At 63.5% G+C, this 13,733-nt stretch carries 13 protein-coding genes; 5 read left to right on the forward strand and 8 right to left on the reverse strand.

The window, feature by feature from the left end:
• Positions 1-190: 190 nt before the first annotated feature.
• From IAE37_RS20705 to antA, 8 genes are all read right to left on the reverse strand, one after another.
• A complete protein-coding gene (locus IAE37_RS20705; RefSeq protein ID WP_201176485.1) occupies positions 191-877 on the reverse strand; it encodes an ABC transporter ATP-binding protein in 687 nt (228 codons plus the stop codon).
• On the reverse strand, positions 870-1,619 hold the full coding sequence (locus tag IAE37_RS20710) for an ABC transporter ATP-binding protein (protein WP_201176487.1): 750 nt from the start codon (positions 1,617-1,619) through the stop codon (positions 870-872). The genes IAE37_RS20705 and IAE37_RS20710 overlap by 8 nt, the downstream gene beginning before the upstream one ends.
• Positions 1,616-2,632 carry a branched-chain amino acid ABC transporter permease gene (locus tag IAE37_RS20715; protein WP_201176489.1) on the reverse strand — a complete coding sequence of 339 codons (1,017 nt, stop codon included), beginning with the start codon at positions 2,630-2,632 and terminating at the stop codon, positions 1,616-1,618. Before IAE37_RS20715 ends, IAE37_RS20710 begins: the two co-directional genes overlap by 4 nt.
• 11 nt (positions 2,633-2,643) lie before the next feature.
• Positions 2,644-3,555: a branched-chain amino acid ABC transporter permease gene (locus tag IAE37_RS20720; protein WP_201176492.1), complete on the reverse strand. Its 912-nt coding sequence runs from the start codon at positions 3,553-3,555 to the stop codon at positions 2,644-2,646.
• Positions 3,556-3,613: 58 nt separating this feature from the next.
• Positions 3,614-4,774: an ABC transporter substrate-binding protein gene (locus IAE37_RS20725; RefSeq protein WP_201176494.1), complete on the reverse strand. Its 1,161-nt coding sequence runs from the start codon at positions 4,772-4,774 to the stop codon at positions 3,614-3,616.
• Between the two features lie 75 nt (positions 4,775-4,849).
• Positions 4,850-5,872 (reverse strand): anthranilate 1,2-dioxygenase electron transfer component AntC, encoded by a 1,023-nt coding sequence (gene antC / locus IAE37_RS20730; RefSeq protein WP_201176496.1) that lies wholly within the window; start codon positions 5,870-5,872, stop codon positions 4,850-4,852.
• An 18-nt stretch (positions 5,873-5,890) separates the two neighbouring features.
• Positions 5,891-6,382 (reverse strand): anthranilate 1,2-dioxygenase small subunit, encoded by a 492-nt coding sequence (gene antB / locus IAE37_RS20735; RefSeq protein ID WP_201176498.1) that lies wholly within the window; start codon positions 6,380-6,382, stop codon positions 5,891-5,893.
• A gap of 2 nt (positions 6,383-6,384) precedes the next feature.
• Positions 6,385-7,788, reverse strand: a complete 1,404-nt coding sequence (antA, locus tag IAE37_RS20740) for an anthranilate 1,2-dioxygenase large subunit (RefSeq protein ID WP_201176500.1) — start codon at positions 7,786-7,788, stop codon at positions 6,385-6,387.
• Positions 7,789-8,136: 348 nt separating this feature from the next.
• Between antA and IAE37_RS20745 the strand changes: the two genes are divergently transcribed.
• The 5 genes from IAE37_RS20745 to IAE37_RS20765 all read left to right on the forward strand — a co-directional run bounded on the left by IAE37_RS20745 (position 8,137) and on the right by IAE37_RS20765 (position 13,688).
• Complete coding sequence (locus tag IAE37_RS20745; RefSeq protein WP_201176502.1) at positions 8,137-9,387, forward strand: OprD family porin; 1,251 nt, start codon at positions 8,137-8,139, stop codon at positions 9,385-9,387.
• A 227-nt stretch (positions 9,388-9,614) separates the two neighbouring features.
• Positions 9,615-10,628, forward strand: coding sequence for an AraC family transcriptional regulator (locus tag IAE37_RS20750; protein ID WP_201176504.1), 1,014 nt, complete (start codon positions 9,615-9,617; stop codon positions 10,626-10,628).
• 1 nt (position 10,629) lies between these two features.
• Positions 10,630-11,604, forward strand: a complete 975-nt coding sequence (locus IAE37_RS20755; protein WP_201176506.1) for an AraC family transcriptional regulator — start codon at positions 10,630-10,632, stop codon at positions 11,602-11,604.
• A 38-nt stretch (positions 11,605-11,642) separates the two neighbouring features.
• Positions 11,643-12,260, forward strand: coding sequence for a dTMP kinase (locus tag IAE37_RS20760; RefSeq protein ID WP_201176508.1), 618 nt, complete (start codon positions 11,643-11,645; stop codon positions 12,258-12,260).
• Between the two features lie 57 nt (positions 12,261-12,317).
• Positions 12,318-13,688 carry a sigma-54 interaction domain-containing protein gene (locus tag IAE37_RS20765; protein ID WP_201176510.1) on the forward strand — a complete coding sequence of 457 codons (1,371 nt, stop codon included), beginning with the start codon at positions 12,318-12,320 and terminating at the stop codon, positions 13,686-13,688.
• The last annotated feature ends 45 nt before the right edge of the window (positions 13,689-13,733 follow it).

The raw sequence follows: 13,733 nt of genomic DNA on the forward strand, positions 1-13,733 counted from the left end.
CACTAACCGCCGGGGGGGCGGGGGGATATAGCCGTTTACGGCAAAGTTGTATCCGAAAATGGCGAGGTTTATGGGGGGAGGTGGTGAGGCTGGTGGGGGATCGGCGTGGGATTCTCAGCGGCTTCGAGATCGAGCGCCGCGCGGGCGGCGCTCGCTCTATGCCCCAACGAAAATCCCAAGCGTACGCCTCTCAAACCCCCAAATACCGCTGCGACAATTCCGGCTGCGCCGCCAGCTCCCGGGGCGTCCCCTGCCAGACCTGCCGCCCCTTCTCGATGATGTGATGCCGATCCACCACCCGCGCCATCTCCTTGAGGTTCTTGTCGATCACCAGGATCGTCTCGCCCTCAGCCTTGAGCGTCGCCAGGCACTGCCAGATCTGCTCGCGAATGATGGGCGCCAATCCCTCGGTCGCTTCATCCAGAATCAGCAGGTTGGGGTTGGTCAACAGCGCCCGGCCTACCACCAGCATCTGCTGCTCGCCACCGGACAAGGTGCGCGACAGCTGGTCCTGGCGCTCCTGCAACCGCGGAAACAGCTGATAGACCCGCTGTAGATCCCATTTGCCCTTGCTGGCCGTTGCCTGCAGATTCTCCCGCACGCTCAGGCTACTGAACGCGCGTCGTCCTTCCGGCACCAGGCCCAGGCCGGCCTTGGCAATGCGATAGGGCGCCGCACCGCGCATTTCGGTGCCGTGGATGCGAATGCTGCCGGCACTGGGCTTGATCAGCCCCATGATCGATTTCACCGTGGTGGTCTTGCCCATGCCATTGCGCCCGATCAATGACACCACCTGGCCCTGCTCGATGTTCAGGTGCATGTCGAACAACACCTGGCTCAGCCCGTAGCCGGCAACCAGCCCTTGAACTTCAAGCATGTTCTTCTCCCAGATAGGCGGCCCGCACCTGCGGGTCGTTACGCACCTGCTCGACGCTACCGGTCAGGACTGTCTGGCCGTAGACCAGCACGGTGATGCGGTCGGCCAGGGCAAACACCGCGTCCATGTCGTGCTCGACGAGCAGGATCGAGTAGCGGCCTTTGAGGCTGTGCAGCAGCTCGGTCATGCGCGCTGATTCCTCGGCGCCCATACCGGCCATGGGTTCGTCGAGCAACAGCACCGACGCTTCCTGAGCCAGAGCCAAGGCGATCTCCAGCTGACGCCGCTCGCCATGGGACAGGTCGCTGACGGCGTCATGCGCGCGGTGCTGCAAGCCGACCTGTTGCAGGTAACGCCGCGCCGACTCCAGCAGCCGCTGGTCGCGGGCCAGCGGCTGCCACATACCGAAAGCCTTGCCATCACGAGCGGCAATCGCCAGGCCGACGTTCTCCAGCAAAGTGAACTCGGTGTACAGCTGGCTGACCTGGAACGCCCGCGCCAGGCCCAGGCAGGGTCGCTCCCAGGCCGGCACACGGGTGATGTCGCGGCCTTGCAGGTGGATCTCCCCATGGTCAGGGAAGATCTCCCCGGCAATCTGCGCGATCAAGGTGGATTTGCCCGCGCCATTGGGGCCGATGATCGCGTGCAGCTCGCCACTGGCCAGCTCCAGGCTGGCGTCATTGGTCGCCTTCACGGCGCCGAAGGCCTTGTGCAGCTGGCGTATCGACAGTTGTGCGCTCATGGTTGCGCCTCCACGTTTGGCGCCATCAGTCTCGGAGCCGGTTTGCGCTTGCGCTGCAACAGGCCCAGCAACAGGCCGTACACGCCCTTTTTGCCGAACAGCACTACCAGCAACAGTAATGGGCCGAAGATCAGCATCCAGTGCTCGGTCCACTGGCTGAGCACCTGTTCCAGCCCCAGGTAGGTCGCGGCCCCCAGCAGCGGGCCGAGGAGGGTGCCGACACCGCCGAGGATGACCATGGCCATCAACTCGCCGGATTTCTGCCAGGCGCCCATGTCGGGGCTGACGAACAACGCATAGTTGGCCCAGAGGATGCCCGCCAGACCGCCGCCGGTGCCGGCGATGACGAACGCGGTGAGGCGATAGCGCAAGGGCTTGAGGCCCAGGCTCACGGTACGCCGCTCGCTCTGCTTGAGCCCACGCAGCACGAAGCCGAAGCGCGAGCCCACCAGGCGCCGGCACAGCAGCAGCCAGCCCAGCAGCAACGCGATGCACAGGTAATAAAAGTGTTTGGCGTCGGCAAGGTCCAGGGCGCCGAAGTGGTTGCGCTCGCCAAGCAGGATGCCGTCGTCGCCGCCATACAGCGACAGCGAGCTGAGCACGAAGTACAGCATCTGCCCGAAGGCCAGGGTGATCATGATGAACTGCACGCCTGTGGTGCGCAGCGACAGGTAGCCGACCACCAGCGAGAACAAGGCGCAGACCAGCAAGGCCAGCGGCCACACCAGCAGCGCATCGTTGCTCCCCGCCCAACCCCACAGCGGCATGCCCTGGGACGTATGGAAGGCGACGATGCCGACGATGTAGCCGCCGAGGCCGAAGAACGCGGCGTGGCCGAAACTGACCATCGCACCGTAGCCGATCAACAGGTCGAGGCTGATCGCGGCCATGCCGTAGATCGCCAGGCGGGTGAAGAAACTGACCAGGTACGGCTCGTTCAGCCAGTTGGCCAACAGCGGTACCAGGGCGAACACGGCCAGGCAGGCCAGGTCGATGACAAGACGTGGTGACATCGGGGTTCTCCTCAGGCTCGGGCCGGTAGCAGGCCGCGTGGGCGCAGCAGCAGCACCACGGCCATGACGATGTAGGCACTGGCGGACACCAGGCCGGCGCTCACCGTGCCGGCGCTTTCGCTGGGCAACAGTTGGTCGAGCAACGGCGGTATGTAGGCTCGCCCAAGGCTGTCGACCATGCCGATCAGCAAGGCGCCGACCAGTGCGCCACGCACCGAGCCGACGCCGCCGACCACGATGACCACGAAGGTGGTGATCAGGATCTTCTCGCCCATGCCAATTTCCACCGACAGCAATGGCGCTGCCATGAACCCGGCGAGCCCGCACAGCACGCAACCAAAGACGAACACCAGGGTATACAGGCGGGCGATGTTCACCCCCAGCGCGCCGACCATTTCATGGTCGTCGGCACCGGCGCGTATCAGCATGCCGAGGCGAGTGCGGCTGATCAGCCACCACATGCCGATGGCCACCACGATACCGGCGACGATGAACATCAGGCGGCTGACCGGATACATCAGCCCGGGCAAAACCTGGACGAAGCTCGAATACCACTCCGGGGTCGGCATCGCGGGCGGGCTGCGCCCGAACAGCACGGTCAGCAGCTCGTTGCTGAAAAACACCACCGCCAGGGTCGCCAACACCTGGTCGAGGTGATCTCGCTTGTACAGCCTGCGCATGATCGAGGTCTCGATCAGCGCGCCGTAGCAAGCGGCGCCGATCAGGGCCGCCAGGCCGCCGAGCCAGAAAGAGCCGGTGCTCATCGCGGTATAGGCGGCGCAAAACGCGCCGACCATGTAGAAGGCACCATGGGCCAGGTTGATCACCCCCATGATGCCGAAGATCAGGGTCAGCCCGGAGGCCAGCAGAAACAGCAGGGCGCTGTACTGCAACCCGTTGAGAATCTGTTCGAGCAATAACATAAGCCTTTCCTCATGAGCGCGCCCCGCAGCAGGCTGCGGGGCGTTCGTCAGCAGCGGTTCACAGCTTGCAAAGCGCCGCGTAGCTGTCCACGTGGTGGCTGGCCAGGGTCTTGATCGGCACTTCCTGCAGTTTGCCGTCGGCGCCGGTCTGTACCTGCAGCAGGTACCAATCGATCACCGGATGCTGGTTCTGGGCGAAGCTGAAGTTGCCACGAATCGAGTCGAACTTGACGTTGTGCATGGCCGTGCGAAACGCCGGCGCGTCCTTGAGGTTGCCCTGGGTGGTGTTCAGCGCGGCGCCGATCAGGCGTGCGGTGTCGTAGCTCTGGGCGGCGTATACCGTGGGTTCGCGCTTGTACTTCTCGGTAAAGGCTTTGACGAAGGCCTGGTTGGCCGGGTTGGTGGATTGTGGGTTCCACAGGGTGACGATGTTGGTGCCCTTGGCCACTTCGCCGGTGGCCGCGAGCATGCGCTCGTCCATCGAGAATACCGGAACGACCATCGGGATCTTCGCCGAAAGGCCCGAGCTGCCGTACTGCTTGGCGAAGTTGATGCCGCCACCACCGGGGTGGAACTGGAAGATCGCATCGGGGGCCAGCGAACGGATGCGCGCCAGTTCCACCGAGAAGTCCAGCTGGTTGAGCTTGGTGTAGATCTCGGTCACCTCGCCCTTGTAGGTGCGCTTGAAGCCCGCCAGGGCGTCACGCCCACCCTGGTAGTTGGGGGCGAGGACGACCATCTTCTTGTAGCCCAGTTCGTTGGCGGCGACCCCGGCCATCTCGTGGGGGGTATCGTTCTGGTACGAGCCGACGAAGTAGTTGGCCATGCATTTCTCGCCGGCCAGCGTGGACGGCGCGGTGTTGATGCTGACGTAGAAGCCGTCCTTGGTGGCGGTGTTGATCACCGCCGCCAGCACGTTGGAGAAGATCACCCCGGTATACAGCGAAACGCCGTCCAGACTCATGCGGTCGGCGATCTGCTTGGCCTTGGCCGGTTGCAAGCCATCGTCCTCGACGATCAGTTGCACCGGTACGCCACCCAGCTTGCCGCCTTCCTGGTCGATCGCCAGCTGGAAGCCGTCGCGAGAGTCTTCGCCCAGGTAACCGGCGGGGGTGGAGAGGGTAGTGATGAAACCGATCCGGACAGGCTCCACGGCCTGCACGGCCGCGGCCGCACAGAGGGTAGTTGCCAGACATGCACGCACTATCAGCTTTTTCATGATGCGGCCTTTGCAGGGGGTCGAGGAGGGCAGCGTTTCGTTGTTCGGGCGGGCCGAATAATTGTTGTTATGGGTTCAGCTGTTGCTTTCGGTGAACTTCTCCAGGTAAAGGCGGCTGTGTTCCAGGCCGTGGTCGCTGCGCCAGGTCTTGATCGACTCGACCATCGGCGGCGGGCCGCACAGGTACACATCGAAGGGCTGGTCGCGCAGCGCCGCGACGTCCAGGTGCGCGGCGATATAGCCCGTCTTGCCAGTCCAGTCGGCGTCCGGTTCGCTGACCACCGGGGTGAAGCGAAACCCGGGAATGCGCTCGGCGTAGGCCGCGATGCGTGCCAGTTCGCACAAGTCGGCGGCATCACGCACGCCGTAGTACAGATGCACCGGCTGGCCGCAGCCGCCCTGGACGGCGATCTGGTCGAGCATGCCGAGGAACGCCGACAGCCCGGTGCCACCGGCGACCAGCAGCAGTGGCCGGTCGACATGGCGCAGGTAGAACGCACCCAGCGGCGCTTCCAGCTCGATCACATCGCCCACCTGGCAACGCTCGCGCATGTAGTCGCTCATCACGCCGCTGGGCAGCAGGCGGATGAGGAACTGCAGCTGACTGGCGCCGGGCGCGCTGGCGAACGAATACGAGCGGCGCAGTTCGGTGCCAGGCACCTTCAGGCGTGCGTACTGGCCCGGCAGGTAATCCAGCGCGGCGCCGACCGCGCCGGTCTCGAGGTGGAGGATGGCGGTGGTCGGCGACACCTGCTGCACCCGGCTGACCGTGCCTTGCAGGCTGGCCGGGCCCGCGCTGCCGCACAGGCTGGAGTCGAAGTCGAAGTAGAACGCGGCATCCGACTGTACGCGGGTCTGGCAGGTGAGCACCTTGCGCTCGGCCAGGTCTTGGGCCGACAGTGCTTCGTCGTCCACGTAGTCCTGGGTGTACTGCCCGGACTCGCAACGGCCCTGGCAGGTGGCGCAGACGCCTTCGCGGCAGTCCAGCGGTATCTTGATGCCGCTGCGCAAGGCTGCGTCGAGCAGGATCTCGTTGCCCTGCACCTGGCAGAACAGCGTCTTGCCGTCGGCAAAACTGAAGGCGACTTTGTAAGGCATGGGCAGTTTCCGCAAAAATCAGAGGTGGTAGAAGTCGAGCACGGAGTTGATCTGGTCGTTGAGCAGCACCACGTGCTTGCGGGCGATCTTCCAGCTGTCGCCGTCAGGGCGCAGGCGGTAGGTGGCCAGGCCGTAGAACTGCTCGCTGGTCTGCATGCGGTAGAACAGCGTGTGCCAGTTGACTCGCACCTGCAGCTCGTCGCCCTCCAGCGGGGCGATGCGCACGTTGCTGAGCAGGTGCACGGTGCGCGGCATCGGGATGGTCGAGGCGGCCTTGCCGGTGCGAATGCGGAACACGCGGTCTTCCAGGCCGCCACGGTTGGCGTAGTAGATCAGCGACATGCCTTTTTTCGGGTCGGTGGTGTAGACGTGCTCGGAATCCCACTGCGGCAAGTGGAACTCGCTGTCTTCGCTGAACATCGCCAGGTAGGCATCCCAGTCTTGCTGGTCGCAGCACTCGGCGTTGCGGTAGAGGAATTGCTCGACGCGGTATTGCAGTTGCGCATTCATGGTCACACTTCCTTGAGCTTGAGCGATTGCTGCTCGTTCGCCTTGCGGGCCAGGCCTTCGAGCAGGAAACGCTGCCAGTTGGCGTGCTGGTTGACGTACAGGCCTTCGTGGGTGAACTCGGTGCCGGTCAGCGCCGGGCGGATACCGATGGTTTCACTGTTGGGCGTGGCACCCTCGACCCACTTGCCTTCACCGCGGGAGATATCGCTCCAGCGCTCCAGACGGGCCTGGAAGCCGCGCTGGGCTTCGCGGAACTCCACCAGGTCGTCTGGCGTGCCGAGCCCGGAGACGTTGAAGAAGTCCTCGAACTGGCGAATGCGGTTCTCGCGATCGGCATCCGATTCGCCGACCACGCCCAGGCAGAAACTGTTGATCTCGGTCTTGTTCCAGGCCACCGGGCGGATGATGCGCAGCTGCGAGCTGATCTGGTCGAGGAAGAACATGCTCGGGTAGATGTTCAGGTTGCGCAGGCGGTGCATCATCCATTCGGCCTTGCCCTGGCCGTGTTCATCGACCAGGCGCGGCATGATGCTGGCGTAGCCGGGGCGCACCGCCGGGTTGGGCATGTCGCTGAACAGCACGCTGTGGCCGTTGTGGAAGGCGAACCAGCCGTCATCGGTTTCCTTGTCGCCGGCGCCCAGCTTGCTGTAGTCCAGGGTGTCACTGGCGGTAAGGCCTTTCTCGGCGTTGACCTGCTGGCGATGCTGCACGGTGGCGACGTAGTTGTAGTGCACGGTGCTGACGTGATACCCGTCCAGGCCGTTCTCGTTCTGCAGCTTCCAGTTGCCGTCGTAGGTATAGGCGCTCTTGCCCGGCAGCACTTCGAGCTGGCCGGTGGGCGATTGCGCGACCATCATGTCGAAGAACACCTTGGCATCGCCGAGGAAGTCTTCCAGGGTGTCGGTCCCGGCCACATCGAGGCTGACGAAGACGAAGCCCTTGTAGCTTTCGATGCGAGCCTTCTTCAGGCCCCGGGTGGCCTTGTCGAAGCCTTCCGGGTACTCGCCTGGGGCCTTGACCTTCACCAGGCGGCCGTCGCTCTTGTAGCACCAGGCGTGGAAGGGGCAGGTGAAGGTCGACTGGTTGCCCTTGCCGACCCGGGTCAGGGTGGTGCCACGGTGCTGGCAGGCGTTGATCAGGGCATTGAGCTGGCCTTCGCCGTCACGGGTGATGATCAGCGGCTGGCGCCCGGCGCGCATGGTCATGAAGTCGTGATTGTTGGCGATCTCGCTCTCGTGGCAGGCGTAGATCCAGTTCTTCTCGAAAATCAGTTCCATTTCCAGGTCGAACAGCGCCGGCTCGGTGAACATGTCGCGAGCGATACGGTACACACCGTCCTGCGGGCGAAAGTCCAGGCAACTTTCAACGAATTGTTTCCACTGTTCGACGCTTCTCGTTTGACTCATGGTGCAGTCCTCGGCCATCAGGGCTAGTTCATGCATCCATTAAATGAGTTCATCTCCGGCAGGGTCTATCCGCTTAATAAGTGAATAGCATCCGGAAATTCGGCGACATTTCCGGGCAGCGTCAACGCAGCCGCGAAAACTGGAAAATTCTCGTATTGCGGCGCTGAACAATTGGCTATTTGTCTTCAAGTAACGGGATAGCCGCTGCACGCTGGCTTGCCGCTTAATTCATCCCCAGACACCGACAGAGTGTCGCTCGACCGGTAACAACGACTGCCCTCTGCATAGCGGCCTTGCGGCCGTCCAAATAAAAAATGCCGTGTTGCGTGCGGCCTGGGGAAGAACGACATGTTGCAACGAACTTGGTGGGTGAGGGGTGTACAAACCGTTGGCTTGTGTGCGCCGCTGTTGGCGCAGGCCGATATCGTCGATGACAGCAACCTGGCGCTGGGGCTGCGCAACTTCTACATCGACCGCGACTTCAAGGGCGACAACCCGGCGCGCTCGCGGGTCGGCAGTTGGACTCAGGGCTTCGACCTGCGTTTCGCCTCTGGCTACAGCGATGGGCCGTTGCAGTTCGGCGTGGATGCCAACGTGCAGTACGCGATCCGCCTGGATGGCGGGGGCGGGCGCGGCGACGACAGCATCATCCCCTACAGCGTCAGCCGCCAGGCCCAGCCCGACGATTACGGGCGTGGTGGCTTGACCTTCAAGATGCGCTACTCCAAGACCGAGCTGAAAATCGGCGAACTGCGGCCGATCCTGCCGGTGGTGGTGATCGACGACTCCCGCCAGCTGACCACCACCTACCGTGGCGGCCTGCTGGAATCCAAGGAAATCGACGGCCTGACCTTGCACGCCGGGCGCCTGACCGAGATCGGCGCACGTAACTCGTCCAACTACGAGAAACTCTACCTGCAGACCGGCTCTGGGGTGGTCCGCGGCAGTGACGGCATGAACCTGGCTGGCGCCAGCTATGCCTTCAACAAGTCGTGGACCGGTAGCTATTACTACGCCCAGCTCGAGGACATCTACCAGCAGCACTACCTGGGCGTGACCAACGTCAGCGACCTGGGCGCAGGTTACGGGCTGAAGACCGACCTGCGCTACTTCAACAACAACGAAGACGGCGATGCCCTGTACGGCAAGATCGACAACAGCTCGTACGGCATCATGACCACCCTGCGCAAGGGCGCCCACGCCTTCGGCATCGGCTACCAGCGCCAGCTTGGCGACAGCAACTTCCCGACCCTGGGCGGCTACGTGCCGCAACCCTTCCTGGTGAACTGGTCGCGTGTGGCGTTCATCAAGCCCAACGAGAAATCCTGGCAGGCACGCTACGACTACGACTTCGCCGGCATGGGCATTCCGGGGCTGAAATTCATGACCCGTTACCTCAAGGGCACTTCGATCGATCGCGGTGACAACCTGAGCGAAGCCGCTGAAAGCGAGCGTAACTTTGTGCTGTCCTACGTGGTGCAAAGTGGGCCATTGCAAGGGCTGGGCTTCGAGGCCGGTAATGTGGTAGCCAAGTTCAGCCATGGTAACGACTGGGTCGAGAACCGCCTGATCACCCAGTACACCTGGAAATTCTGGTAACGCTCTGCCCTGAAATCGAACATCACCTGGCGCTGGAATCGACCGGCCCAGGGTCGTTTCAGGGCTTCGCCCAACCCATGGGAGCCTGGATATCCACTTAATCATGTATTACTAGCCAAAAAATCCGGATATGCCCCGGGCCCGGTGTGCGGGGCATGGCCTTTGCTTGGCTAATGAGCAAACGCGCCGAAGAGCGCGCCGATATCCCTAGCCGTGGGTGCACTTTCATGAATCAACCGAGCATTGTTCACTTCAGAGATATTCGAATAGATCGCTACGACCTCGCCGGCGCCCGTGACTGGATGGCCGGTATCTGTGGGCCCCACGAGTTGCAGACGCGCCAGCCGAACCGCATTCACTTCCACCATAGCGCCAACGTCTTCAAGTCCATGTCCACCACCCTGGGGCGCATGGAATACGGCACCGACGTGACCATTGGCGTCGAGGATGCCGAACACCTCAACTGCTACAGCCTCAGCCTGCCACTGCGTGGCGAGCAGGAACTGGTCAAGAACGGCCAGCGCCTGCGTTCCGATTGCGACCAGGGGCTGATCGTCACCCCCTACGAGACCCAGGCCCTGAGCATGACTGGCGACTGCCACAAGGTCTCGGTGGTGATCACCCGCATGGCCATGCGCCAGACCCTGGAGTCGATGTTGCAACGTCCGCTGGACGTGCCGCTGGTGTTCGAGCCGGTCATGGATGCGGTGGAGGGCGCCTCGGCGTCCTGGTGGCGCATGGCGCGCTACTACGTCGAGGAACTGGAGCGCGGCCATGGGCTGTTCGAACACGTGGCCTTCAGCCGTGACGTGGAAACCGCTCTGATCAAAGGGCTGATACTGTCGCAACCCAACAACTACAGCAGCGAACTGCGTGAGCAGACCGACAGCAAGTTGCCTTACTACTTGGTGCGGGCCAAGAACTACATCGAGGCCAATGCCCGCGAGGAAATGCACCTGGAAGACATCGAGCACGCCGCGGGGGTGTCGCGGTTCAAGCTGTTCGAGGGGTTTCGCAAATCGTTCGGGCTATCGCCGATGGCCTACCTGAAGAAATACCGGCTCGGCGCCGTGCGCCAGGAAATCCTCGAGGATGCCTCCCAGCGCAACATTTCGGTGATTGCCATGGGCTGGGGGTTCTCGCACCTGGGGCGCTTCGCCAGCGAATACCGCAAGCTTTTCAACGAGGCGCCCAGCGCCACGTTGCAGCGCAACGAAGCCCGCCGCAACCGGTCGTTGTGAGATGAACGGCTTGCACGGCTGCACCGTCAACCGCCTGGGGCTGGACCTGTCCGCGTTGTTCGACCAACCGGGCTTCTGCAGCAGCTCCGCCCAGGCCGTCCAGCAGCGGCTGGGCGAGGCACTGGTTGACCATGAACTGGACTGGCCCGACGGCCGGGTGGACGTCACCTTGCACCGGGGGCGGGTCGCCAGCTGCGAACTCTATGCCTTGCGTTACGGCGGCCAGGTCGAGATCCGGCCGCAACCTTTCGAAGATTTCGTGCTGGTGCAGATGCCCTTGCAGGGCAGTGCCACCTTGCAGTGCGATGGCGTCAGCCATTGCGTGAGCCCAGGCGACGCCGCCGTGTTGGCGCCGCGCGAAGAGGCGCGGGTGCTGTGGGAGGCCGGCTGCGAGCAGCTGATGCTGAAACTGCCTCGCCCCTTGGTCGAAGCCTCCCAAGCACAGCTGCACCCCAGCGCCGGCCTGCCACCCTTGAGCCGTCTGCAACGCCCGCTGGTAGTGCGTTGGTTACGCCTGGTCAGCGAGCTACTAGAGCATCTGCCCCGCGATCAGCAGGTCACGCCGTTGTCGCCTTGGCTCCAGCACCTGGAGCAGAGTCTGCCGCTGTTCCTGCTCAGCCACTGCTGCGCGGAAATCGCCGACAACGCCGAGCCACGCCAGCCGGCGCGGCACCTCGAACGCATCGAGGCATGCATGCGCGGCTACCTGAACCAGAGCATCAGTCTGCCGCAGCTGGCGAGCGAGGCGGGTATGAGCATCCGCAGCTTGAATACCGTGTGCCAGCGTGAATACGCCCAGAGCCCCATGGAGCGCTTGCGCAGCTTGCGTCTGGACGCGGCGCGTGACCACTTGCTCGGCAACCCTGGCGCCAGTGTCACCGAAGTGGCGCTGGAGTATGGCTTTGCCCATATGGGCCGTTTCTCCGCTTACTATCGGCAGCGTTTTGGCGAATTGCCGCGCCAGACCCGCGGCTAGCTTCAGGGCTGCGCGCAAAACCCGATAAGATGCGGAGTATGAAAACCTCACTGTTCATTGCCCTCGATGGCCCGAAGGGCACCGGTAAAACCACTCTTGCCGAAGCCGTCACCCGGGCGCTCAGGGCGCGCGGTCATACGGTTATCCGCTTGTCGGAGAAGGCCAATGACCCGTACCGGGCCGAAACCATGGTCCTGGTCAATGCGTTGGCCAGAAAGCCGTCCATCGCGCTGGAGCTCGAGATCTGTCAGCGCCTGGCGCTCAGCCGCGCCTGGATTTCCCAGCACGTACTGCCCAAGCAGCCCGCAGGCAGCATCATCCTGATCGACCGTTGGTATCCGTCCGATGCCGCATTTCGCCGGTTGATCCCTTTCGACGAAGCGTTGCGCCTGAACCTGGAGCGCCAGGTACGTGTGCCAGACCTGCACGTCGGGGTGATCACCGACCCTGAGCTCTCATGGGCGAGGGCGGCAGCGCGCACCCGTGGATTGGGCAGCACGGTCATCCAGGCATTTCACGAGCACGCGGCGGCCACCCAGGCATTCGAGCAGGCCTTCGTCGACCACGCGTGGTACTTGTGCCGCAACGACGGCCCGATCGAGGCTGCGACCCTGCAGGTGACGGCGGCGATTGCCGAGGTGATGGCGAAAGTCTAAGGCCAGCGGGCATGGAAACGCCTTACACTTACGCTTTTCGCCAGCCCGAGCCTTGCTGTGAATTTCACCGACCAGACCTTCGACACCATTCTCAACGCCTTGCACGACGGCGTGTACATCACCGATGGCGCCGGGATCACCGTCAAGGTCAACACCGCGTACGAGCGCCTGACCGGGTTGCACAGCGATCAATTGATCGGGCGCAGCATGCATGAGCTGGTCCGCGACGGCGTGGTATCGCAGTCCGCCTCCTTGCGGGTGCTGCAGCAGGGGGCGGCGGTGTCGGTGATGCAGAGCCTGGGCAACGGCAAGAAGCTGCTGGTGAGCGCCACGCCGATTTTCCAGGACCGCCGGGTCAGTTACGTGGTCAGCGCGGTGCGGGACATGACCGAACTGCTGCGCATGAAGCACGAGCGCGACGAACTCGCCGGGCTCAAGAAACTGCGCCAGAGCACCGCGCAGTTGCACGCGGGCAAGTACCAGAAGCTGGCGCAGTCTTCCCAGGTGTTCGACCAGGCCCAGTCAGGGCCGCTGTTCGCCCAGGCCCGGCGGGTGGCCGGCAGTGACGTCAAGGTGCTGCTGCTGGGCGAAACCGGTGTCGGCAAGGGCCTGCTGGCGCAGTACATCCACAATGCCAGTGCTCGGGCCAAGGAGCCTTTCATCCCGCTCAACTGCGGGGCGATGCCGGAAAACCTGATCGAAGCGGAGTTGTTCGGCTACGCGCCGGGGGCCTTCACCGGGGCGGCGGCCAAAGGCAAGCGCGGGCTCCTGGAACTGGCCAACCACGGCACCTTGTTCCTCGACGAGATCGGCGACCTGCCGCTGTCGGTGCAGGTCAAGCTGCTCAAGGTGATCGAGGAGAACCGCTTCATCCCCGTGGGCGGGCTCGAACTGCGCGAAGTGGATGTACGGATCATCAGCGCCACCCACCACGACTTGCGCCAGCGGGTCGAGCAGGGCTTGTTCCGCGCCGACCTGTACTATCGCCTGAACGTGGTGCCCATCCGTATTCCAGCCCTGCGCGAGCGCAGCGGCGAAATCGCCACGCTGCTGGAACACTACCTGCGCCAGTTCTGCGAACGTTATGCCCGCACCATGAGCTGGGGGCTCGAAGCCCTGGACCTGCTGTGCGAGTACGCATGGCCCGGGAACATCCGGGAACTGGTCAACCTGGTCGAGCGCCTGGTGGTCACCTGTGAAGGCGACACCATCGAGGCCCTGGACCTGCCCGAGGAAATCCTCGACCTCTATCCGGATCGCATCAACCCAAACCAGCTGCCGCTGCGCAAGGTCGTGGAGAACGCCGAGCGCGGCGCGATCCTCGCCGCCATGCGCGAGCACAAGACCACCCGCCTGGCCGCCAAGGCGCTGGGTGTGAGCCAGGCGACCATCGTGCAGAAGATGAAGCGTTGGGAGCGGTCTGATTAGGTTTCTGATCAGCAGCTGTAGTTTTGATCCAGATCCTGATCGCCA

The organism is Pseudomonas sp. S31, from assembly GCF_016648105.1.
In the GTDB taxonomy this organism is placed as follows: Bacteria; Pseudomonadota; Gammaproteobacteria; order Pseudomonadales; family Pseudomonadaceae; genus Aquipseudomonas.

Coding starts and splice junctions, on each gene's coding strand:
- IAE37_RS20705 (WP_201176485.1), bottom strand. CDS start 877: ATGCTTGAAGTTCAAGGGCTGGTTGCCGGCTACGGGCTGAGCCAGGTG.
- IAE37_RS20710 (WP_201176487.1), bottom strand. CDS start 1,619: ATGAGCGCACAACTGTCGATACGCCAGCTGCACAAGGCCTTCGGCGCC.
- IAE37_RS20715 (WP_201176489.1), bottom strand. CDS start 2,632: ATGTCACCACGTCTTGTCATCGACCTGGCCTGCCTGGCCGTGTTCGCC.
- IAE37_RS20720 (WP_201176492.1), bottom strand. CDS start 3,555: ATGTTATTGCTCGAACAGATTCTCAACGGGTTGCAGTACAGCGCCCTG.
- IAE37_RS20725 (WP_201176494.1), bottom strand. CDS start 4,774: ATGAAAAAGCTGATAGTGCGTGCATGTCTGGCAACTACCCTCTGTGCG.
- antC (WP_201176496.1), bottom strand. CDS start 5,872: ATGCCTTACAAAGTCGCCTTCAGTTTTGCCGACGGCAAGACGCTGTTC.
- antB (WP_201176498.1), bottom strand. CDS start 6,382: ATGAATGCGCAACTGCAATACCGCGTCGAGCAATTCCTCTACCGCAAC.
- antA (WP_201176500.1), bottom strand. CDS start 7,788: ATGAGTCAAACGAGAAGCGTCGAACAGTGGAAACAATTCGTTGAAAGT.
- IAE37_RS20745 (WP_201176502.1), top strand. CDS start 8,137: ATGTTGCAACGAACTTGGTGGGTGAGGGGTGTACAAACCGTTGGCTTG.
- IAE37_RS20750 (WP_201176504.1), top strand. CDS start 9,615: ATGAATCAACCGAGCATTGTTCACTTCAGAGATATTCGAATAGATCGC.
- IAE37_RS20755 (WP_201176506.1), top strand. CDS start 10,630: ATGAACGGCTTGCACGGCTGCACCGTCAACCGCCTGGGGCTGGACCTG.
- IAE37_RS20760 (WP_201176508.1), top strand. CDS start 11,643: ATGAAAACCTCACTGTTCATTGCCCTCGATGGCCCGAAGGGCACCGGT.